Genomic DNA, 19628 nt, shown 5'->3' on the forward strand with positions numbered 1-19628 from the left:
GCGCGCGGGCGCTTTACGTGCCGGCGACGGTTTTGCGTCGCGCGGCGGTGGTTAACCCACCTGTAGCAATTTCGATGCCGACTGGGCGTTGTCGTCGGCGGTCTTGATCGAACGGACCTGCATTTCGAACTCGCGGGACAGCGAGATCATCTTCACCAGCACGTCGGAAGGATTGACGTTGCTCGATTCCAGCGCGCCGGCGTCGACGCGCACGTTGGCATCGGCGGGCGCCTGGGTACCGTCCTTCATGTGCATGAGGCCGTCGCTGGCGTACGCCAACTGGTCGTTGCCCGGGTTGACCAGCTTGATCCGGTCGGTGGTGGCGACGGTGGCCGGCGTCTCGCCGAGGGGCACGACCGAGATCGTGCCGTCGGCGCCGATCTTCACGCTGGATGCCTGCGGGATCGTGATCGGGCCACCGCCACCAAGCACCGCGTTGCCGCGCATGTCCGTCAACAAACCGTCGGCATCGATGCGCAGGTTTCCGGCACGGGTATAGCCTTCCGTGCCGTCCGGGGTCTGCACCGCGATCCAGCCATCGCCCCGTACCGAGATGTCGAGGTCGTTGCCCGTCTGCATCTGGTTGCCGGCGGTCATGTCCCAACCGGTGCCCTGGGCCACGCCGTTGACGCGCGTCTGCAGGCCGTCGCCCTGCACGGGCAGGCTCTGGAAGGCCGACAGTTCCGCCTTGAATCCGGCGGTGTTGGCGTTCGCCAGGTTGTGTGCCACCTCGGCCTGCGCACGCATGATCTGCGTGGCGCCGGTCATCGCGACATATACGGAGCGGTCCATGGCGGAATCCTCGGGAGCCGTCGGGCGCGCTTAGTTGCGGATGTTGATGATGGTCTGGGTCAGCTTGTCGTCGGTCGAGATGACCTGCGCGTTCGCCTGGTAGTTGCGCTGCGCCTTGATCATGTTGACCAGTTGGGCGGTCAGGTCGGCGGTGTTCGACGACTCGAGCGAACCGGCCTGGATGGTGCCGACGTCACCGGAGTTGGCGACGCCACGGATCGGCTGGCCCGATTCCGACGATGGCACCCAGTTGGTGTCGTTGAGCTGGCGCAACCCCTGGTTGTTGGCGAAGGTGGCGATCGCCAGCTGGCCCAGCGGCGTGGAGACGCCGTTGGAATAGATGGCCGAGACGGTACCGTCCTTGGCCACGTCGATCTTGGAGAACGTGCCGGCCGCGTAACCGTCGTTGGCCACCGCCGTGGTGGCGAAGGTATTGCCGAACTGGGTGACCTTGTTCATGTCGATGGTCAGGTTCATCGGATCGGCGCCCGGGTTCGGCGACACCGCGCCGAAGGCCAGCTTGCCTCCGTTGGTCGGGACCAGCGCACCACCCGAGCTGAAGGCCATCGGCTGCGACGTGCCGACCTGCGTTCCGTCGACCGTCATGCTCACGTTCCACGTGTTCGCGGCGGTCGCGTCCTTCACGTAGTAGAGGTTGACCGTGTGCGGGGCACCGAGCGAGTCGTAAGCCTGGAAGGTCGACAGGTTGTTGTAGGTCTTGTCGTTCGTCGGGTCGAACGCGCCGCCCGTTGGCGCCGTGGCGTTGGACGGAAGGTTCGCCGTGATGCCGATGGCGGCGCTGGCCTTGGCCGGGCTGGAGCCGTTGGTGATCTTCAGGTCGGTGAGGCTGCTGATGTCGAAGCCGCCCGTGGCGGTTGGTGGGTAGGCCTGCACGAACTGGCCCGTGCCGTTGATGATGTTGCCGTTCTCGTCCGGGTGGAAGTTGCCCGCGCGCGAATACGAATAGCCCGCGCCGTCGCGGAGCGTGAAGAAGCCCGCTCCGCTGAGGGCGAAATCGTAGGAGTTGCCGGTCTGCGTGACGTTGCCGTCACCGAACTGCTGGGCGATGTTGGTCAGGCGCACGCCGCTGCCGGCCGCCGTGGCCGAGAGGTTCTCGCCGGCCACGGAATAAACCTGCGAGAACTCGGCGCGCGAGCCCTTGAAGCCGACCGTGTTCACGTTGGCGATGTTGTTGGCGGTGACTTCCAGGTCGGAAGACGCCGCGTTGATGCCGCTGAGGGCGATGTCGAATGGCATGGTGGGTTTCCTCGCTGGAATTACAGGATTTGTGCGATCTGGCTGAGCAGGGCACCGCCGTAGCCGGCCACCTGCACGTAGGTTCCGTCGGTACCCGAGGCACCGACGCCTTCCACCTTGCCGCGAACGAAGGTATCGATCGCGGTCCCGCCGGAAGTAGCGGATATCTTGTAGACGCCGTCGTCGAGCTGAGTGCCGTCGTCGGACTTGCCATCCCAGGTAAAGGGGACGAGGCCGGCATCGGGCTGGCCCAGCGATATCGTGCGGACGGTGTTCCCGGCCGAATCCTTGACCTGCACGTTCACGTAGGTGCCCGAGGTACCGACGTTCACGGCGCCGTTGAAGCTGCCATCGGTAAGCTTGCCCGCCGTGGACGGCACCAGCACTTCCTGGCCCACCAGCGCCGCGGCGCGCACGAACTGATCGCCGCTGAGGTTGGTAGCCAGCGAGTCGAACGACTGCTGCAGTTCCTGGGTGGCGGCCACCTGGGAGAACTGCGCCATCTGGGCCACCATCTGGGTGGAATCCATCGGCTTGGTCGGGTCCTGGTTGGTCATCTGGGTGACCATCAGCTTCAGGAAATCCGACTGGCTCAGCGTCTGTTGCTGAAGCTGGCCGGAAGACGACTGGGCGGTGGACGTTGAGCTGCCGTTGACGGTATCGACTGCCATGGGAATCCTTACTTGCCGAGGTCGAGCGTCTTCTGCATGAGCTGCTTGGCGCTGTTCATGACTTCGACGTTGTTCTGGTAGGAGCGCGACGCGGAGATCATGTTGACCAGCTCGTCGACCGGGTTGACGTTGCTCGAATACACGTAGCCATTGGCATCGGCCAGCGGGTTGGAGGGTTCGAAGCGCGACTGCACCGGCGCCTGGCTTTCGGTGACGCCGAGCGTGCGCACGCCTTCGTTTTCCATCTGCCCGTTCACCTGGCGCTGCACCGCCGAGAACAAGGGTTGCTTCGCGCGATAGGCTCCCGCTTCGCTGCTCGCGAGGCTGTCGGCGTTGGCCATGTTGCTGGCCGTGGTGTTGAGGCGCGCCGACTGCGCGGCCATGCCCGAACCGGCGACGTCGAAGATCTTGAGCAGGCTCATGAGCTGGACCCTGTGATGGCGAGGCGCATGGTATGGATCTGCGCGTTAATGAAGCCGAGCGACGCCTGGTAGTGGATGGCGTTGGCGGCGAACTGCGCCTGCTCGACCTGGGTGTCGACGGTGTTGCCGTCCATCGTCGGCTGGGCCTCGGCGCGATAGGCGAGCTTCTGCGCATCGGCGAGGGCCGCTGCCGGGTTGCCACCGATATGACCGGCCTCGGTCGCGGTCATCGGCAACGTATTGCCGTCGACGGCGCCGGTGGCGGCGGTCATGACCTTGCGAAAATCGAGATCGCGGGCGAGAAAGCCGGGCGTGTCGGCGTTGGCGAGGTTCGAGGAAATCACCTCGGCACGGCTCTGCCACAGGCCAAGGGCCTGGGCGTGAACGCCGAACAGCGCATCGGGTTTGTCGATCATGGGCTCTCCCCTCTCGTGACCTTGGCCCGAGGGGTTGAGCAATTCGCGTGCCACGCGGGGAAGGTGCGGGTGAAACGGCGTCGTGGCGCCGTTTCAGCGACGGGCGGCCAGGGCGGCGCCAGGCCGTGTCGGAATTCCGGCGCTCGCCCGCGTCACATCGCTGACGGTGGGCGGCGGCGGGATCCGATCAGGCGGGCAACAGCTCCAGCACGGCCGTGGCGAGCACATCGGGCTGGAACTTCGCGATGAAGCGGTCGGCGCCGACGCGTTCCACCATGGCCTCGTTGAACACGCCGCTCAGGGAACTATGCAGCAGGACCTTCAGGTGACGCAGCTGGGCGTCCTCGCGGATGGCCCGCGTGAGCGCGTAGCCGTCCATCGCCGGCATCTCGATATCGGAAACCACCAGGGCGACCCGCTCGGCCGCCGGGCCCATGGCCAGGCTGCGGAGCATGTCGAGACCTTCACTGCCGTCCTTGGCCACGACGCATTCGAGGTCCATCTTGCGGAAGAGGTCGACCAGCTGCGTCCGCGCCACGAGGGAGTCATCCACCACCAGCACGCGGCGATTCGCCGCCTGCTGCACGTGGGCGGCCTGCCGCACACGTTCGGACAGTTCCGCCACGCGGGGATCGACGCTGGCGAGGATCTGCTCGACGTCGACCACCGCCATGAGGTTGCCGTCCAGGCGCGTCACCGCGTTCACCCGCGGGCCGTAGCCCAGCGCGGGCGGCGGCGCCGCCAGGTTGCCGCCGTCCACATGGACGATGCGGTCCACGTCGGAAACGAGGAAACCCTGCACCGAGCGGTTGAACTCGGTCACGATCAGGTGGGCGCCTTCCGCCGAAGCGAGGGCTGGATAGCCCATGGCCGCGGCGAGGTCGACCACCGGAATCGTGCTGCCGCGGTAGTCGAAGCTGCCCGCGACGAGCTCGTGCATGCTGGGCATCCGCTCCAGCCGTGGCCGGCGCAGTACCTCGCGCACCTTGAACACGTTGATGCCGAACGCCTGGGCGTCGCCCAGCCGGAACAGCAGCATCGCCACGCGATTGTGGCCCGCGAGGCGGGTGAAGGTTTCCACGGTATCGAGGAGCGGTCGGGCCATGGGCTGCGCATGCGTTCTACAAAAGGTGTCCCGGAACGTATCGGCCGGAGGCGGGCGAGCTTGAGGCGGGTCGTGGCACGGCGATTGCTTGGCTCAAGAAGCAGGCCTTCCTACCGATGTAGTAAGGCGACCACCCGAACAAAGCGAAAGCGAAATCATGACCCTCCTCTGGAGCCAGCACGTACGCCTTCTAGCCCACGCCGCCGCTAGCGGTGACGCCGCGCGCGTGCGGGCGCTCGCCGCCCAGTATCCGGCGGCCGCCAGCGCGCTCGGCGCCCTGCTCAAGCCTGCCGAACCGCGTACCGCGGCGGCGACCACGATCCAGGCGATCGAGCAACAAGGCATGGTGCTGACGAACGCGCAGGCGCTCGGCACCACCTTGCAGGAGCTAGGCACCGCCGTCGAAGGCGCGCGCGACACCGCCGGTCGTTTGACGGAAGCCAGCGCCAGGATTTCGACGGCGATCGACCAGGCCCATGCGGGCGTCGCCGGGATGGCCGATGCAGGCAGCCAGGGCCAGGCGACGTCAGCCGAGCTCGATGGCCAGTTGCGCCTGCTGCGCAGCGCCTTGTCGGGCATGAGCCGCAACCACGCGCAGTTCGCCGACTATTTCACCGCGATCCGCAAGCTCACGGCGACCGTGCAGGACATCGCCCACCAGACCAACCTCGTTGCATTGAACGCGGCGATCGAGGCGGCTCGTGCCGGAGAAGCCGGCCGTGGCTTCGCGGTGGTGGCCGACGAAGTGAAGCAACTGGCGGAAAAGACCACCCAGGCGACGGCCGAGATCGACCAGGTCACGCAGGCCGTCGGTGAATTCTCCGGCCACCTCGACGAGGCGGTGCAAACCAGCCTGCGCCGCCTGGACCAGTCCCACTCCGGTATCGCCGGAATGCAGGCCTCGCTCGGGCGTGTCGACGACGCCGTGCGCGGCGCGCGCGGCAGCCTCGAGGCCGCGCGCGAAGGCATGGGCGCATTGCAAGGCCGCATCGCCGCCATCCAGGCGACACAGGGCACGCTCAGCCGCATCGGCAACGACGCACGCCGCCAGGCCGACGCGGCCGCGCGCGCCGCCGTGCTGGCCCACCGGCTCAGCCTCGCGAAGCTGGAGACCGAAGGCAACCTCGATGCCGCCAGCCTCAGCCAGATGATCCGTGAAGCCAGCCAAGGTTTGCGCTACGCGTTGGAACTGGCGTCGCGCGATCCGTCCAGCCTCGACCGGCGCTGGCTCGACACCACGCCGATGATGCGTTGCATCGACCAGTTCCGCGCACGCAGGCCCGACGACTCCGCCGATGCGATTCGCGCCGCAGGCGAGCGCTTCTCGGTACTGGCCTCTCAGTACGCCATCACGTTGGGCGAAGGTCGCCACGCCGACGCCGGTCACATGCTGCCGGGCCTCGTGAAGGAACTCGACGCCATCGCCCAGGGCCTTTCCACTTCCCTGGCGGAACGCGCCGCGTGATTCACCGCGTTCTCGCCGCCGGTCTCGCTTTCGCGGCGCCGCTCGTGCTTCCGCTGTCCGCGAAGGCCGGGCAGTCGCTGGATTCGATCCGTGCCACCGCCGTCGACTGGCTGCAACAGCATCGCAGCCTGCCCGGCGCGCGGATGACGGCCGAGGCCGCTCCGCTCGACAGCCGCCTTCGACTGGCCGACTGCGGCGCTCCGCTCGATGTCTCCCTGCCCGGCAACCGTCCGCTGGGCGCCCGGGCCAGCGTGACCGTTCGTTGTCCCGTGCCCGGCGGCTGGACGGTGCGCGTACCCGTGCGGGTGACGATGCTTGCCAACGTGCTGGTCACCAGCAAGCCCCTGGCCCGGGGCGACGGCATCGGCGCCAGCGATGTCCACGCCGAGGAGCGCGACGTCGCCACGCTCGCTTACGGCTACGTGGCCGATCTCGAGCAGATCGGCGGCCGTTCGCTGGCCCGCCCGCTCAACGCGGGCACCGTGCTCACCCCCGGCATGCTCGCCGGACGCCAGGCCGTGCGGATCGGCGACGCCGTGAGCATGGAAGCCAGCGTCGACGGCGTGACCATCCGGGCCGAGGGCGTGGCCATGGGCGCCGGGGACACCGGCGCGCGCCTGAAGGTCCGCAACGCCTCGTCCGGCAAGGTGCTCGACGCCATCGTCAGCGGCCCCGGCACGGTCGCGGTGCTACCTTGAACGAAATTCGAACCAGGTCACACTTCGCGGCCTGAGGCCGGCTAAAGTTCGCCCGCGGGCCGCCGATAAAGGGTCTGACGGAAAAATGATCCGAGGGATACACCCATGACGACGACTATCAAACCCGGCATCCAGGCCCCCCAGCCGCAGGTGCAGCTCCGCACCCAGAACCCGGCCGCCGGTTCCGCCGGTTCCACCCAGGGCACCGGTGCGGTCCGCCCGAGCGACGACAGCGTCAAGATCACCGACTCGGCCAAGGCGCTCGACGCCGCGAGCCGTGGCGACGGCATCGACACGAAGCGCGTGGACGAAATCCGCGCCCGCCTCGCCGATGGCACCTACAAGCCGGATGCCCAGGCCATCGCCAGCAAGTTCCTCGCGCTGGAAGGCCAGATGGGCGGTAGCAAGGCATGAGCGGCTCGCTCGGCCCCGACTTCGATGCCGCGCTCGTCGCGGTGATGGGCGATCTCGCCCGCGAGATCGATGCCCTGCATGCCAGCTTGATCGAAGAGCGCATGGCGCTCGGCCAGGCCGACCCGCAGGCGCTGGAAGCCGCCGGCCGCGCGAAAGGCAAACTGCTCGACCGCATCGAGAAGCTCGACGTGGAACGCCGCCAGTTGGGCGACGCCGCCGGCATCGACAGCCTGCTGGATCCGCGCTGGGTCCACACCCTCGAGCGCCTGGGCGAATGCAGGCAAATGAATGAAGTGAACGGCCGCATCGTCGCCCAGCGCATGGGCCATATCCGCCAGGCGCTGGCCGTGATCTCCGGCGAATCGCCGGGCGGCTCCACCTACGGCCGCAACGGCGTGGCGAAAGTGAATCTTCGTTCCGCGACCCTTGCACAGGTTTGACCGTAACGAAGCAGCGATACTCCAGGCTCACCCCAGCGGCGCAAGAAGGAAGCAATGGCAGCACATCCCCAGCCGGCGGCGGTGAACGACGACGGTATCCTCCCCATCGTCCGCGTGCCCATCCTGGACAAGAAGCAGTCCCTGTTCGCTTACGAACTGCTCTTTCCCCGGCCCATCGGCAGCGATATCGATGCGGCATCCCTCGCCCATACGCAGGCCACGCTCAGTGCGATCGCCGATGGCAGCCTCAAGCGCCTCGTCCGAGATAACCGCGCGTTCCTGCACATGTCGCGCGACCTGCTCCTGCAGCATGCGGACATCCTTCGCCACAACGCACGGCTGGGCGCCAGCATCGGTGCCGACGTCGGCACCGATGACCAGTTGCTGGTCAAGCTTCGCGAACTGAAGAGCCACGGCTGTCTCTTCATGCTGGAAGACTTCAATCTCCCCGCCGATCCCGAACACCGGGCCGGCGTGGACGCCTTGCTGCGCATCGTGCAGTTCGCCAAGGTGGCGGTGGATCACCGCCATCCCGTGGCAGCCCGTGCGCACATGGATTACGTGCACGCGTTCGGCGTGAAGGTCATCGTCACCGGTGTCGACACCCACGAAACCTTCGTCGATTACGCCGACCAGGATGTCGACGGCTTCCAGGGCAAGTACCTGCTCCGCCCGGAACGCGTCGACATGCCACGCCTGAGCCCGAGCAAGCTCGGCGTGCTTCGCCTCATGGGCGCGTTGCAAGATCCCGAGAACGGCCCGGTGGAACTCGGCAAGATCATCCGTGACGACGCCATCCTCAGTTACAAGCTCCTGGGTTGCGTGAATTCCGCCTATTTCGCCCTGCCCCGCCAGCTGAAGTCGGTGGAGCAGGCGGCGGTGTTCTTCGGCGTCAACCGCATGCGCAACTGGATCTTCACCATGGCCGTGTCGGGCATGGACGAACGTCCGCCGGAACTGCTTCGCCTGGCCCTTATCCGCGCCCACATGTGCGAGAAGCTTGCGCGCGCCATCAAGCCGGAACTGCAGGAAATGGCCTTCACGGCCGGGCTGTTCTCGCTGCTCGACACGCTCATGAACGTGTCGATGGCCTACGTGCTCGAGCACCTTCCGCTCGCGATCGAGATCCGTGAGGCGCTGCTGGAAGGTACCGGTCCGTTCGCGTCGATCCTCGACCAGATCCGCCACTGGGAACAGGGCGAACTGGAAAGCGATACGGCTCTGCGCGAGCAACACGTGCACACCATGGCCGCCATCTACGTGGAGGCCGCGAGCTGGGCCGACCACGTCTACGCGTTCGCCGACGGCACGGCGGCCGTCGAAGCCGAGGCCTGAGTCCTCGCTATAGCAGCACGTGGATGACCACGTACTGCCACAGCAGCATCAAGGCCATGGCGGCGATCACCAGCAAGGTGATCGCCGCACCCGCGGCGCGGCCCGCTGAATAGCCCGGCGTACGCGACAAGCCGATAGCGTGGACGATACGCGCCAGCACCAGGGCGATGCCGAAGGCGTGCAGTAACGCCGGCAGGGTCTGGTTGAGCTCGAGCACCAGCAACAGCAGCAGCGCCAGCGGAACGTATTCCGTGGCATTGCCATGACTGCGCACGGCGCAGGCCACGGCGCGGTCGCCGCCATCGCCCAGGCCGATCCGTGTGCGCCGCCGCAGCCACATCACCCGCGCCGCTAAGCAAAGGGTGAGAAGGGCAAGCAAGGCCGCATAGAGTCCCGTGATACGCATAGCCCGCTCTCCGTGGTGTCAGTGGGTGCCTGGTGCCGTTCGCTGTTGCACCCGCCATATGGCGAGGCCCGCGCCCAGCACGGCGACGAGCAACCATACGCTGGCGGCCATCGCGTCGCCAGCCAGCCACATGACTCCGGCGACGGCGGAAACCACCACCGCGCCGATGCCGATGGCGAAGAGGACGTCGTTGCGCAGACGGCTGGTGCAGGCGAGCAGCAGCGAACCCACCATCGCCAGCACGAAGGCGCCGATGCGAGCGAGCAGGACAGCGTCGGGCGGTTCCGGCAACGCGGGCAGAACGTCGAGCAGGCTGCGCTCGCCCACCTGCACGTCGAAGCCGTTGTCGCCATCGCGGCTGGGTGCCGGTACCAGCGTGTCGCCATCGATGCGTGCCAGCACGGTCATCGACTGCAGCGGCACCGCTTCCCAACTGACACGCAAGTCGCCCAGACGCGGGTTGGCAGGCTTGGCGCTGGTGACGAGGGCGTCGCCAGCACGCTGGAAGGTGGCTGCCAGGTTCGGTGGCAGTTTCTTCTCGTCGGGCGGAACGGTCACCCGGCCCGGGAAGGCGCGCAGGATCGTCTCGGACAACTTGAAGTTACCCAGTTTCACTTCGCCCGCTTCGAATTGCCTGCCCTGGATCGGGAAGGCGCCTGGATTCACGTGACCCGCGGGCTTCGCGAAATTCGTCGCGTCGATCGGACGGTCCACCCAGTCGAGCTCGTAATGGGAGACGCCGCCCACCGTGATCTCGCGCCACTGGAACATCTCCACATGGCGGATGAGGATCGGCGATTCCGCACGGACATCGAATTCCGGATCGCGCGGCGCCTCGACGATCTGCGGCATGCCGCTGACGCGGGTGAGCGCACCATATTGTCCGGAGGTGGGGCGCCCCTCGGCGCCGAGGTCGAGCACCGGGGAGCCATGCCGTGCCAGCGCGGCGGCGTAATCCATCACGCGGCGTTCGTTCCATGCAATGAGCCCGAGGCCGGCCAGGAGCAAGACCGCCCCCGCCAACCGCGTGCCCAGCGCCATGCCCGCCTGCTTCATCTGCTTCGATGCCATCCCGCCTCCATCCCCTGCCCGTCTAGACATCGAGTCCAGCCAGTCGCTCAAGCGTATCGGCCGCCTTATAGCGGCCTTTATCGTCCTTCTCCACCGCCGCCATCGCGCAGCCGTGGTCATGAGTGAAGAACAGCTTCACGCCACGGGCGATCTTGTCGTCGAGGAACGCTTTCTTCTCGTCGATGAGTTTTTCCGGCCAGCGGTCGTATCCCATCGTCACCGGCAGGTGAACCCAGGCACGTCCGGGAATGAGGTCGGCGCAGAATGCCACGCCACCCACCTCGGCGAGCATCAAGCCCGGCGTGTGCCCCTCGGAAAAGTCGAAACGAACCGTCGCCCCCAGCGAGGATGGCTTGCCCTCTTCCACCAGTTCCAGCCGCCCGCTCTCTTCCAGCAGCCTGACGAGGTCCGGGATGAAGGAGGCACGATCACGCGGGTGCGGGTCCCGCGCGCGCTCCCAGTGCGCCGCGCCGACGAGGAAGCGCGCGTTCGGAAACAACAGACGCGCCGGTTCGCCCTCCGCCCAGGGAGCGAGCAAGCCGCCGGCATGGTCGAAATGCAGGTGCGAGAGCACCACCGCGTCGATGTCTTCATGGCTCATGCCAGCCTCGGCCAGTGAATCGAGCAGCACGTGCCGCTCTTCCACGACGCCGTAGCGTGCGCGCATCGCGGGCTCGAAGAAGGCGCCGATGCCCGTCTCGAAGAGCACGTTGCGGCCCTCCAGACCGGTCACGAGCAGGCAACGACAGGCGAGCGGAATGCGGTTCTGTTCGTCGGGTTCGATCCAGCGCGCCCACATGGCGCGCGGCGCGTTGCCGAACATGGCACCGCCGTCGAGCTTCTGCGAATTGCCGATCAGTGACCAGAGCTTCATGGCACGGACTTTACTGCACCGACCTTGCCCAGGCCCGACGGACGGCGCGGATCGGTGGCGGCATCCAGCACGTTGGTCCGGTGGTCCCAGGTAACCACGTTCATGAAACCCCAGGGCGAGCGGTTCCTCAAGACGTGGCCCATGTCCGTGAGCGCCTTGGCCGTGGCCTCGTCGAAGGCCCCGGCTTCCACGTCCACGCGATCGGGCAGGTACTGGTGGTGATAGCGTTTCTGCGCCGTGATCTGGGAAGCGCTCTTGCCGTCGATGAAGGCGAGGATGCCCTCGAGCACCTGCGTGATGATGGTCGAGCCACCGGGCGAGCCGATCACGGCGGTACGGTCGGCACCGAAGACGAAGCTGGGCGACATCGAGGAAAGCATGCGCTTGCCCGGCTCGGGGGCATTGGCCAGGGCGCCACGCAGCCCGAAGGCATTCGGCTGTCCGGGAACCAGCGCGAAATCGTCCATTTCGTCGTTCAGCACGACGCCCGTGCCTTCGGCGACGAAGCCCGACCCGAATTCCAGGTTCACGGTGAGCGTGGAAGCCACCATGTTGCCGTCGGCGTCGATGACGGAAAAATGTGTCGTGTGCATGCCCGGCTCGGCCGCCATGGCCGCCGGCAGCAAATCGGACGGCGTCGCCTTGTCCGGCGAGATGGTCGCGCGCAAACCGTCCGCGTAGTACTTCGATAGCAGCATGTCGAGCGGCATCTTCACGAAGTCCGGGTCGCCGAGGTATTCGTTGTGATCGCGGAAGGCGCGCCGCATCGCCTCGATGGTCAGGTGCGTGGCATGGGCCACGTCGAGCTTGCCGAGATCGAAACCGGAAAGGATGTTGAGCACCTCGGCGATCGCCACGCCACCCGACGACGGCGGCGGCGCGGTGACGATGCGGTAGCCCTTGTAATCGACACTCAGCGGCTCGCGCTCTTTCACCTGGTAAGCCTCCAGGTCGGCGGCCGTCCAGTTGCCACCGGCACCGCGCGAGGCGGAGACCAGCAGCTTCGCGGTCTCGCCCTTGTAGAAGCCATCGGCGCCTTTTGCCGCGAGGCGTTCGAGCGTCCTGGCCAGGTCGGGCTGGCGCAAGGTCCAGCCCTGCGCGGGCACCTTGCCATCGGGCAAGTAGATCGCTGCCGATGCGGGGTAGCGCGCCAGGACATCCTTGCGGTCTTCGATGGTTCCGATGAAGCGGGCGTCGGGCTGGAAGCCGTCCTTCGCGATCCGGATCGCCGGAGCCAGAGACGCGGACAGGGGAAGCTTTCCGTAATGCCCGGCCATCCAGGCCAGACCCGCGGGCTCACCCGGAATGCCCGCCGACAGCGGACCGTTGGTCGACACGTCGCGGTTCGGCTTGCCGTCCTTGCCGACGTAGGCCTTCATGTCCACGGCCTTCGGTGCCGTTTCGCGGGCATCGATGAAAACATTGCGCCCATCGGACGCCTTGTGAAGCAGGGCCATGAAGCCACCGCCGATACCGGAACTCTGTTGCTCGACCACGGCTAGCGTCGAGGACACCGCGACGGCCGCGTCGAACGCGTTGCCGCCCTTGGCGAGCACTTCGAAACCCGCATTGGTGGCCAGGAAATTGGCGCTGGCGATGGCGGCCTGGCCGGGGCCCCGTGAAGCGGGAGCATCTTTGGCGGCAGCCTGGCCGGTGCCGGCGACGAGGAACAGGCTCGCGGCAAGTACGCGCCACGACGGAGCATGGACCATGGGGAATTCTCTCCGGAAGGGATATCGCTATCCCTGAGATTAACCCATGACGCCCGTGAAGCGTTTACGAAGCGGACTTCGCCATCAGGTGCTCGTACTTGAGCATGAGCTGCTCGCGCGTCTCCACATGGTCGGGATCGTGCGGGATGCACTCCACCGGGCACACCTCGACGCATTGCGGATTATCGAAGTGGCCGACGCACTCCGTGCACAGGTTCGGGTCGATCACGTAGTACTGCTCGCCCAGCGAGATGGCCTTGTTCGGGCACACCGGCTCGCAGACGTCGCAATTGACGCAGGTATCGAGGATAAGCAGGGACATGCGGCCATTTTACCCTACCTGCGCCCTCCCGGCCGGCCGCCGGCGGAAGCCGTGCTTGGTGGGAGCCGACCTTGTCGGCGATGGGTGCTTGCCCAAGCCCTTTGTGGAGCCGACCTTGTCGGCGATGGTGCATGCCTCGAACTGGCCCGCTGCCGCGGGATCGCCGACAGGGTCGGCTCCCACCAGGATGTGGCTCCCATCAGGGCGCGGCTGCCACGGGGCGCAGAAAAAAAAGGGCGCCGCAAGCGGCGCCCTTCGTTCGGGCCGGTTACCCGGCTCGATTACATCGCGACGAAGCGGAACGTCGCGCCGCTCGGGCCCACGGCGTCCGCGACGCGCTGCTGGTCGGCCTGATCGCCGATGAACAGCACGATCACGTTCTTGAACGAGCCCGGGTTCGCACCCTTGAAGGCCTCGACCATCAGGTCGGCGGTCTTGGCCGACTCGGGGCCACCGAAAACGAGCATGTTGCCCGGGGTGACGCCACGGGCGACGGTGCCCTGCACGTTCTCGAGCTGACGGGCACGGCCGTCCTGCCCTGCCTGGTCGTCGCCGGCCGGCACGAAGTACGGGAACGGACGGTCGGCCGTCATGCCCTGCATGTTCTTCCGGACGATCTGGCCGAAGTACTGGCTCCACGCCTTGGTATCGGTCGGATTGGTCGGCTTGGCGACGGCGGCTTCCTGCTGCGTGGCAGCCTGGTCGGTATCTTCGGACTTGTTGCAGGCCGAGAGGGCCAGGGCGGCGGTCAGGGCCACGGACGCGGCGAGGACGAACTTACGCATGATGATCACCTTTGGTTTCAAGAGTTGCGCCAGCGCTGGCGCATGGCCTGCTGCACCGCCGGATGCACGAAGCCGGAAATATCGCCACCCAGGCGACCGATTTCACGCACGAGCGAGGAGGAGATAAAGCTGTATTGCTCGGCCGGTGTCAGGAACAGCGTCTCGGCCTGGGGAATCAGGTGACGGTTCATGCTGGCGAGCTGGAATTCGTATTCGAAGTCCGACACGGCGCGAAGGCCGCGGAGGATCACGCCCGCGCCGATCTCCGTGACGAAGTGGGCGAGCAGGCAGTCGAAACCGCGCACCTCCACGTTCGGCAGGTCGGCGAGGGCCAGGCGGGCCAGCGCGATGCGCTCGCCCAGGCTGAAACCCGGGCCCTTGTTCCGGCTTTCCGCGACGGCGACCACGATGCGGTCGAACAGCGGTGCGGCCCGCGACACGAGGTCGGCATGGCCGTTCGTGATGGGATCGAACGTGCCGGGATAAACGGCGAGACGCGGATTGGCCGGCAGAGGGGTCATGAATGGCGGGTCGAGAGAAAACGCGGGCTAGCTTAACGGATCGGCAGGTGTGCGGCGATAGAGGGCGTAGGCCACCTCCCCGGCCTGCCCCTGGCGGTGCGGCAGCCAGTTGTCAGGCAAGGCGAAGGCGACCCCGCGCGGAGACTCCACGTAGATCCACGCGTGGGCCGTGAGCCAGCCTCCGCTTTCCAGCGCCCGCGCCGTATCCGTCCACGCGTCGAGGGCGAACGGCGGATCGAGCAGGACGAGGTCGAACGGCTGCGCGGGCCCGCGCAGCCAGCGGTCGGCATCGTCGCCCACGACCTCCCCGGATACCTTGAAACGCGCCAGGTTCGCCTTCAAGGCTGTCGCCAGGCGAGGTTCGCGCTCGACGAACGTGACCGTCGCGGCACCGCGCGAGAGCGCTTCGATGCCCAGAGCGCCGGTACCGGCGAACAGGTCGAGGCAGCGTGCCCCGCCCACCACGGGCTGGAGCCAGTTGAACAGGGTCTCGCGGACGCGCTCCGACGTGGGCCTCAGGCCCGGCAGGTCGGGCACTTCGATCCGCGAATTGCGCAGGGTTCCGCCGATGACGCGGATGCGGCCGGGAGTGCTCATCGCTCAGCGGCCAGTGAGGGCGGGGGTGATAGCATTCGCCTATTGTCTTTGAATCCCTCGCGCAATGCTCAAGTTCTGGAAGAAGAAGCCCGCCGAACCCGCGACCGCCGAGTCTCCGGCTCCGGAAGAGCACGTCGACCGGACCGCCGACCCCGCGTCGGCCGAGGTCGGCTCCGCCATCGCCGAGACCCTCGCCGAGACGGCCGCGCCGGAACCCCAGGCTCCCGAGATCGAACCCGAGGCGGAAGAAACCGCCGTCGTCGAGGCCGCACGCGAAGCCGCCCAGCCCGAGTCGTCGCCGTCCCGGCGCAGCTGGCGCGAGCGCCTCTCGGGCAGCGGTTTCGCCAAGAGCCTCACGTCGCTGTTCGTGCGCCACCCCAAGCTCGACGACGACCTGCTCGATGAACTGGAAACCTCGTTGATCACGGCGGACGTGGGCGTCGAGGCCAGCACGAACCTGGTGGAAGACCTGCGCAAGCGCATGCACAAGCGCGAATTCGCCGATTCCGGCGAACTGCTCAAGGCGCTGCGCGACGAACTGGTCTCCCTGCTGAAGCCCGTCGAAAAACCGCTCGACGTATCCACGGCCGCGCCGTTCGTGATCCTCACCGTCGGCATCAATGGCGTCGGCAAGACCACGACGATCGGCAAGCTGGCGCGGCGCTACACCGACGAGGGCCGCAGCGTGATGCTCGCGGCCGGCGATACCTTCCGTGCGGCCGCCGTCGAGCAACTGAAGACGTGGGGCGAGCGCAACAAGGTGCCCGTGGTCTCGCAAGGCCAGGACGCCGATTCGGCCAGCGTGATTTTCGACGCCTTGCAGGCCGCCCGTTCACGGGGCACACAGGTGTTGATCGCGGACACCGCGGGACGCCTGCATACGCAGGGCGGCCTCATGGACGAACTGGGCAAGATCGCCCGCGTCATGAAGAAGCTCGACGCCGCGGCGCCACACGAAGTGCTGATGGTGATCGACGGCACCACCGGGCAGAACGCGATCAGCCAGTTGCGCCAGTTCCGCGACACCGCGGGTGTCACCGGCCTTGTCGTGACCAAGCTCGACGGCACCGCCAAGGGCGGGGTGATGTTCGCGCTCGCCCGCGAATTCGGGCTGCCGATCCGTTACGTCGGCCTGGGCGAAACGGCCACCGACCTGCGCGTGTTCGACGCGGAGGCCTTCGTGGACGGCTTGCTCCCGGCGAGCCTCGGCGGCTGAGTGACGTCGATGGCGCAGGGCACGCGGCGATGAACCGTCGGCTGCGGATAGGGCTCTACGCGGCTGGCGGAACGGTCGTGGTGCTCGTGCTCGCTGCGTTTATCGCCACCTACGTGGTGCTCCAGCCCGAGCGCTTCACCGCCCTGTTGCAATCCCGCGCGCGGGCCGCCGGCCTCGACCTGACCTTGTCCAGTCCCGCCAGCCCCACCCTCTGGCCGAAGCCCGCCCTGGAACTGGAAGGGCTCACGCTGCGAGCCCACGGCGCAGGCACGCCGATGATCGTCGCTTCGCGCGGAAAGCTCGTGCTGCCGTGGCGCACCTTGACGGGCGGCGGCACGCGGATCTCCCGGCTCGAGGTCGAAGGCGCGCGTATCGACCTCGACGCGGTATCCGCCTACCTCGACAGCCTCCCCTCGCGTCCATCCACCGCCGGGGCGATCCTGCCGACGATCGACGCCGGATTTCGCGTCACGCGCGGCACGCTGACCCGCGGCAATGAACTGTTCCTATCGAACGTGGATATCGACGCGGGCCGCCTGGCCAATGGACGTCCATTCCATCTTTCGCTCGCGGCCAGCACGGCGGGCGATTCGGCATACACACTCGACCTGGAAACGACGCCGACCCTGGCTCATGGCGTGCTCACGCTCGGCGAGCTCGCGCTCGAAGTGTCCGGAAAACCCGCCTTCTCCACCACGCTGCGTGGCGATGCCACCTGGCGTGGCGGCGCGGACGTCGGCGCTTCGCTGGCAGGCCGCATGACACGCGCATCGGGCCGGCCTTACGAGGTCGTACTCAATGTCACGCCCGCCAACCAGCGGGATCCGCTGTATATCGCACTCAAGCTCGACGGCGACAACGACCACACCGACCTGCGCATTCCGCCCATCGCCTTCGCCGAATGGTGGGGCGGCATAAGCGCGGGGGGATCACCGGCGCTGCCCCCGTTGCTCGGAACCGTCGAGGCGAAAGCCGTCGATGCCGGCCCGGTGCACGTGAAAGGCCTGCGCATCCGGGCGACGCCGGGCGTGCCCGCCGCCGCGTCGTCCAGCGCGACCAGGCCCGGCGTGACGCCATGAACACGTTCGCCCGCGAACTGCTCCGTTGGTACGACCACCACGGGCGCAAAGACCTGCCTTGGCAACATCCGCGCGAGGCGTATCGCGTGTGGCTTTCCGAGATCATGTTGCAGCAGACCCAGGTGGTCACCGTCATCGGTTATTTCCAGCGTTTCGTGGATCGCCTGCCGACCCTCCTGGACCTGGCCGAAGCCGACGAAGACACGGTGCTCGCCCTGTGGTCCGGCCTTGGTTACTACCGTCGTGCACGGTTCCTGCATCGAGCGGCGCAGCTGTGCGTGGAAAGGCATGGCGGCGAACTGCCACGCGACCTCGACGCCTTGGTGGCCCTGCCCGGCATCGGCCGCTCCACGGCGGGCGCGATCCTCGCCCAGGCGCATGGCCTGCGGTTTCCCATCCTCGACGGCAACGTGAAGCGCGTGCTCTCGCGCTACCACGGCGTCGCCGGCTTCCCCGGCGAAAGCGCCGTCGAGAAACAACTCTGGCGGCATGCCGACACCCACACGCCGGAGGAACGGACGGCCGACTACACGCAGGCCATCATGGATCTCGGCGCCACGGTCTGCGTGCGCAGCAAGCCACTGTGCCTGCTATGCCCGCACGCCGCCTCGTGCGTCGCCCATCGTGATGGCCTCACCGCCGTGTTGCCCACCGCCAAGCCTGGAAAGAAGGTGCCGACGCGCTCGCTCGCCATGCTGCTGTTACGCGACGCGAACGGACGCATCCTGCTGGAGAAACGCGGCTCGCAAGGCGTCTGGTCCGGCCTCTGGAGCCTTCCCGAGGCAACGGACTCCGACGCGGCAGGGAGTGTGGCGGCCGCCTTCGCCCGCGTCGGCAATGCGGACCCGTTGCCGGCCTTCACCCACGTGTTCAGCCACTACAAGCTGGACGTCTCGCCCATCCTGTTCGACCATGCGGCCCCACTCGCCGCCGTGGCGGACCGGGCCGACCGCCGCTGGTGCGGCCGCGACGAGATCGCGGCGCTCGGCCTGCCGGCCCCGGTGCGCACGCTGCTCGACAACCTTCCGGAGATATCCCCATGACGCGCACGGTCCACTGCGTGAAACTCGGCCGCGACGCCGAAGGCCTCGATTTCGCCCCCTGGCCCGGCGATCTCGGCAAACGCATCTACGAGAACGTCTCGAAGGAAGCGTGGGCCCAGTGGCTCGCCCACCAGACCATGCTGATCAACGAGATGCGTCTCTCCCCGCTCGATCCGAAGACGCGCAGCTTCCTCAGCGGCGAGATGGAGAAATACTTCTTCGGCGGCGACGTGGTCCAGCCGGCCGGCTATGTTCCGCCCGAACGGGACGCTTGACGCAGACGCTCCCAGCGGATTTAATACGCGGCTCCACTCGCCGCAACGCTCGTTGCAGGCACTCGTGGCCGAGTAGCTCAGTTGGTAGAGCAGGGGATTGAAAATCCCCGTGTCGGCGGTTCGATTCCGTCCTCGGCCACCATCTCGTTTTCTATCCCATCAGATCTTCACGTCCTTGCCCGGCTCGACCGCGCATTGTCGCCATGCCGACGCCAATATGTCCGTTTCATCGACGGGTAGCGTGCCTGCATCCTGCCCGCTCTCGTCGCGCATCAATCGCCGCGCACGATCTTCCATGACACCGCGCAAGCGATCGCGCGTTTCCTGTCCGCAGGGAGTGCGCGGTTTCCAATCGGACAGTGCGTTGATGCGAATGACCAGGCGATCGACACGCGGCTGGCGATCCTCGGGGGCCGCCTTCTCCGCGTCGATCCGGAGCGATCGCCAATCGGTAACCATCTCACGCAGGTCGCTGCCGTCGGCCTCCAACGCCCTGGCATCGGCCTCGCGCGCACGGTGCGACGCCGTGAATGCGAGCATCGCGGTCGTCGCCGAGGCGATGAATGCCACGGCGATCACGATCAATGCGATCATGCGGCCATTGCGTCCGCCTTCGGATGCGTTGTCGCCTTGCGTGGTCATGCGCGTCTCTGCCAATCGTCTGGTGCCGCTCATTGTGCCTCACCCGCCCGTTATCGACACAGGTCACGAC

Annotated in this window: 24 protein-coding genes and 1 tRNA gene; 10 read left to right on the forward strand and 15 right to left on the reverse strand. The window is 67.1% G+C overall.

Annotated features, from left to right (window positions below; genetic code table 11):
- Nucleotides 1-51 precede the first annotated feature (51 nt).
- The 6 genes from flgF to QFZ41_RS04930 form a co-directional block, all read right to left on the reverse strand.
- The gene (gene flgF, locus QFZ41_RS04905; protein WP_429197716.1) at nucleotides 52-792 is read right to left on the reverse strand and encodes a flagellar basal-body rod protein FlgF; all 741 of its coding nucleotides are present in this window, start codon (nucleotides 790-792) and stop codon (nucleotides 52-54) included.
- Between the two features lie 30 nt (nucleotides 793-822).
- Nucleotides 823-2049 carry a flagellar hook protein FlgE gene (flgE, locus tag QFZ41_RS04910; protein WP_429197717.1) on the reverse strand — a complete coding sequence of 409 codons (1227 nt, stop codon included), beginning with the start codon at nucleotides 2047-2049 and terminating at the stop codon, nucleotides 823-825.
- 20 nt (nucleotides 2050-2069) lie between these two features.
- On the reverse strand, nucleotides 2070-2720 hold the full coding sequence (locus QFZ41_RS04915; RefSeq protein WP_429197718.1) for a flagellar hook assembly protein FlgD: 651 nt from the start codon (nucleotides 2718-2720) through the stop codon (nucleotides 2070-2072).
- Nucleotides 2721-2728: 8 nt separating this feature from the next.
- A complete protein-coding gene (flgC, locus tag QFZ41_RS04920; protein ID WP_306851719.1) occupies nucleotides 2729-3142 on the reverse strand; it encodes a flagellar basal body rod protein FlgC in 414 nt (137 codons plus the stop codon).
- Complete coding sequence (flgB, locus tag QFZ41_RS04925) at nucleotides 3139-3558, reverse strand: flagellar basal body rod protein FlgB (protein WP_429197719.1); 420 nt, start codon at nucleotides 3556-3558, stop codon at nucleotides 3139-3141. Before flgB ends, flgC begins: the two co-directional genes overlap by 4 nt.
- A gap of 187 nt (nucleotides 3559-3745) precedes the next feature.
- Nucleotides 3746-4663 carry a chemotaxis protein gene (locus tag QFZ41_RS04930; protein WP_429197720.1) on the reverse strand — a complete coding sequence of 306 codons (918 nt, stop codon included), beginning with the start codon at nucleotides 4661-4663 and terminating at the stop codon, nucleotides 3746-3748.
- Nucleotides 4664-4820: 157 nt separating this feature from the next.
- Between QFZ41_RS04930 and QFZ41_RS04935 the strand changes: the two genes are divergently transcribed.
- The 5 genes from QFZ41_RS04935 (at nucleotide 4821) to QFZ41_RS04955 (ending at nucleotide 9015) form a co-directional block, all read left to right on the forward strand.
- Nucleotides 4821-6128, forward strand: a complete 1308-nt coding sequence (locus tag QFZ41_RS04935; RefSeq protein WP_429197721.1) for a methyl-accepting chemotaxis protein — start codon at nucleotides 4821-4823, stop codon at nucleotides 6126-6128.
- Nucleotides 6125-6826, forward strand: a complete 702-nt coding sequence (gene flgA, locus QFZ41_RS04940; protein ID WP_429197722.1) for a flagellar basal body P-ring formation chaperone FlgA — start codon at nucleotides 6125-6127, stop codon at nucleotides 6824-6826. Before QFZ41_RS04935 ends, flgA begins: the two co-directional genes overlap by 4 nt.
- Nucleotides 6827-6931: 105 nt before the next feature.
- A complete protein-coding gene (gene flgM / locus QFZ41_RS04945; protein ID WP_429197723.1) occupies nucleotides 6932-7240 on the forward strand; it encodes a flagellar biosynthesis anti-sigma factor FlgM in 309 nt (102 codons plus the stop codon).
- Complete coding sequence (locus QFZ41_RS04950; RefSeq protein WP_429197724.1) at nucleotides 7237-7680, forward strand: flagella synthesis protein FlgN; 444 nt, start codon at nucleotides 7237-7239, stop codon at nucleotides 7678-7680. Before flgM ends, QFZ41_RS04950 begins: the two co-directional genes overlap by 4 nt.
- 54 nt (nucleotides 7681-7734) lie before the next feature.
- Nucleotides 7735-9015: an EAL and HDOD domain-containing protein gene (locus tag QFZ41_RS04955; protein WP_429197725.1), complete on the forward strand. Its 1281-nt coding sequence runs from the start codon at nucleotides 7735-7737 to the stop codon at nucleotides 9013-9015.
- Nucleotides 9016-9022: 7 nt separating this feature from the next.
- On the opposite strand, the gene QFZ41_RS04960 is transcribed toward QFZ41_RS04955, so the two are convergent.
- The 8 genes from QFZ41_RS04960 to rsmD all read right to left on the reverse strand — a co-directional run bounded on the left by QFZ41_RS04960 (nucleotide 9023) and on the right by rsmD (nucleotide 15303).
- Complete coding sequence (locus QFZ41_RS04960) at nucleotides 9023-9421, reverse strand: MAPEG family protein (RefSeq protein WP_429197726.1); 399 nt, start codon at nucleotides 9419-9421, stop codon at nucleotides 9023-9025.
- Between the two features lie 18 nt (nucleotides 9422-9439).
- On the reverse strand, nucleotides 9440-10492 hold the full coding sequence (locus tag QFZ41_RS04965; protein ID WP_429197727.1) for a TMEM43 family protein: 1053 nt from the start codon (nucleotides 10490-10492) through the stop codon (nucleotides 9440-9442).
- A 22-nt stretch (nucleotides 10493-10514) separates the two neighbouring features.
- A complete protein-coding gene (locus tag QFZ41_RS04970) occupies nucleotides 10515-11366 on the reverse strand; it encodes an MBL fold metallo-hydrolase (protein WP_429197728.1) in 852 nt (283 codons plus the stop codon).
- The gene (ggt, locus tag QFZ41_RS04975; RefSeq protein WP_429197729.1) at nucleotides 11363-13078 is read right to left on the reverse strand and encodes a gamma-glutamyltransferase; all 1716 of its coding nucleotides are present in this window, start codon (nucleotides 13076-13078) and stop codon (nucleotides 11363-11365) included. Before ggt ends, QFZ41_RS04970 begins: the two co-directional genes overlap by 4 nt.
- A 64-nt stretch (nucleotides 13079-13142) precedes the next feature.
- Entirely contained in the window at nucleotides 13143-13400 is a 258-nt protein-coding gene (locus QFZ41_RS04980) for a YfhL family 4Fe-4S dicluster ferredoxin (protein ID WP_429197730.1), read from the reverse strand.
- 281 nt (nucleotides 13401-13681) lie between these two features.
- Nucleotides 13682-14185, reverse strand: coding sequence for a hypothetical protein (locus QFZ41_RS04985; protein ID WP_429197731.1), 504 nt, complete (start codon nucleotides 14183-14185; stop codon nucleotides 13682-13684).
- 17 nt (nucleotides 14186-14202) lie between these two features.
- Nucleotides 14203-14706 carry a pantetheine-phosphate adenylyltransferase gene (coaD, locus tag QFZ41_RS04990; protein ID WP_306851747.1) on the reverse strand — a complete coding sequence of 168 codons (504 nt, stop codon included), beginning with the start codon at nucleotides 14704-14706 and terminating at the stop codon, nucleotides 14203-14205.
- 27 nt (nucleotides 14707-14733) lie between these two features.
- On the reverse strand, nucleotides 14734-15303 hold the full coding sequence (gene rsmD, locus QFZ41_RS04995) for a 16S rRNA (guanine(966)-N(2))-methyltransferase RsmD (protein ID WP_429197732.1): 570 nt from the start codon (nucleotides 15301-15303) through the stop codon (nucleotides 14734-14736).
- A gap of 64 nt (nucleotides 15304-15367) precedes the next feature.
- Here rsmD and ftsY point away from each other — a divergent pair, with 64 nt between their 5' ends.
- The 5 genes from ftsY to QFZ41_RS05020 all read left to right on the forward strand — a co-directional run bounded on the left by ftsY (nucleotide 15368) and on the right by QFZ41_RS05020 (nucleotide 19058).
- Nucleotides 15368-16519 (forward strand): signal recognition particle-docking protein FtsY, encoded by a 1152-nt coding sequence (gene ftsY, locus QFZ41_RS05000; protein ID WP_429197733.1) that lies wholly within the window; start codon nucleotides 15368-15370, stop codon nucleotides 16517-16519.
- A gap of 29 nt (nucleotides 16520-16548) precedes the next feature.
- Nucleotides 16549-17598 carry a membrane assembly protein AsmA gene (locus QFZ41_RS05005; RefSeq protein WP_429197734.1) on the forward strand — a complete coding sequence of 350 codons (1050 nt, stop codon included), beginning with the start codon at nucleotides 16549-16551 and terminating at the stop codon, nucleotides 17596-17598.
- A complete protein-coding gene (gene mutY / locus QFZ41_RS05010; protein WP_429197735.1) occupies nucleotides 17595-18641 on the forward strand; it encodes an A/G-specific adenine glycosylase in 1047 nt (348 codons plus the stop codon). Before QFZ41_RS05005 ends, mutY begins: the two co-directional genes overlap by 4 nt.
- A complete protein-coding gene (locus QFZ41_RS05015) occupies nucleotides 18638-18916 on the forward strand; it encodes an oxidative damage protection protein (protein ID WP_429197736.1) in 279 nt (92 codons plus the stop codon). The genes mutY and QFZ41_RS05015 overlap by 4 nt, the downstream gene beginning before the upstream one ends.
- 66 nt (nucleotides 18917-18982) lie before the next feature.
- Nucleotides 18983-19058, forward strand: a tRNA-Phe gene (locus QFZ41_RS05020).
- 17 nt (nucleotides 19059-19075) lie between these two features.
- Here the strand turns inward: QFZ41_RS05020 and QFZ41_RS05025 are convergent.
- Complete coding sequence (locus QFZ41_RS05025; RefSeq protein ID WP_429200300.1) at nucleotides 19076-19558, reverse strand: hypothetical protein; 483 nt, start codon at nucleotides 19556-19558, stop codon at nucleotides 19076-19078.
- Nucleotides 19559-19628: the final 70 nt, after the last annotated feature.

The organism is Luteibacter sp. W1I16, assembly GCF_050434905.1.
GTDB lineage: Bacteria > Pseudomonadota > Gammaproteobacteria > Xanthomonadales > Rhodanobacteraceae > Luteibacter.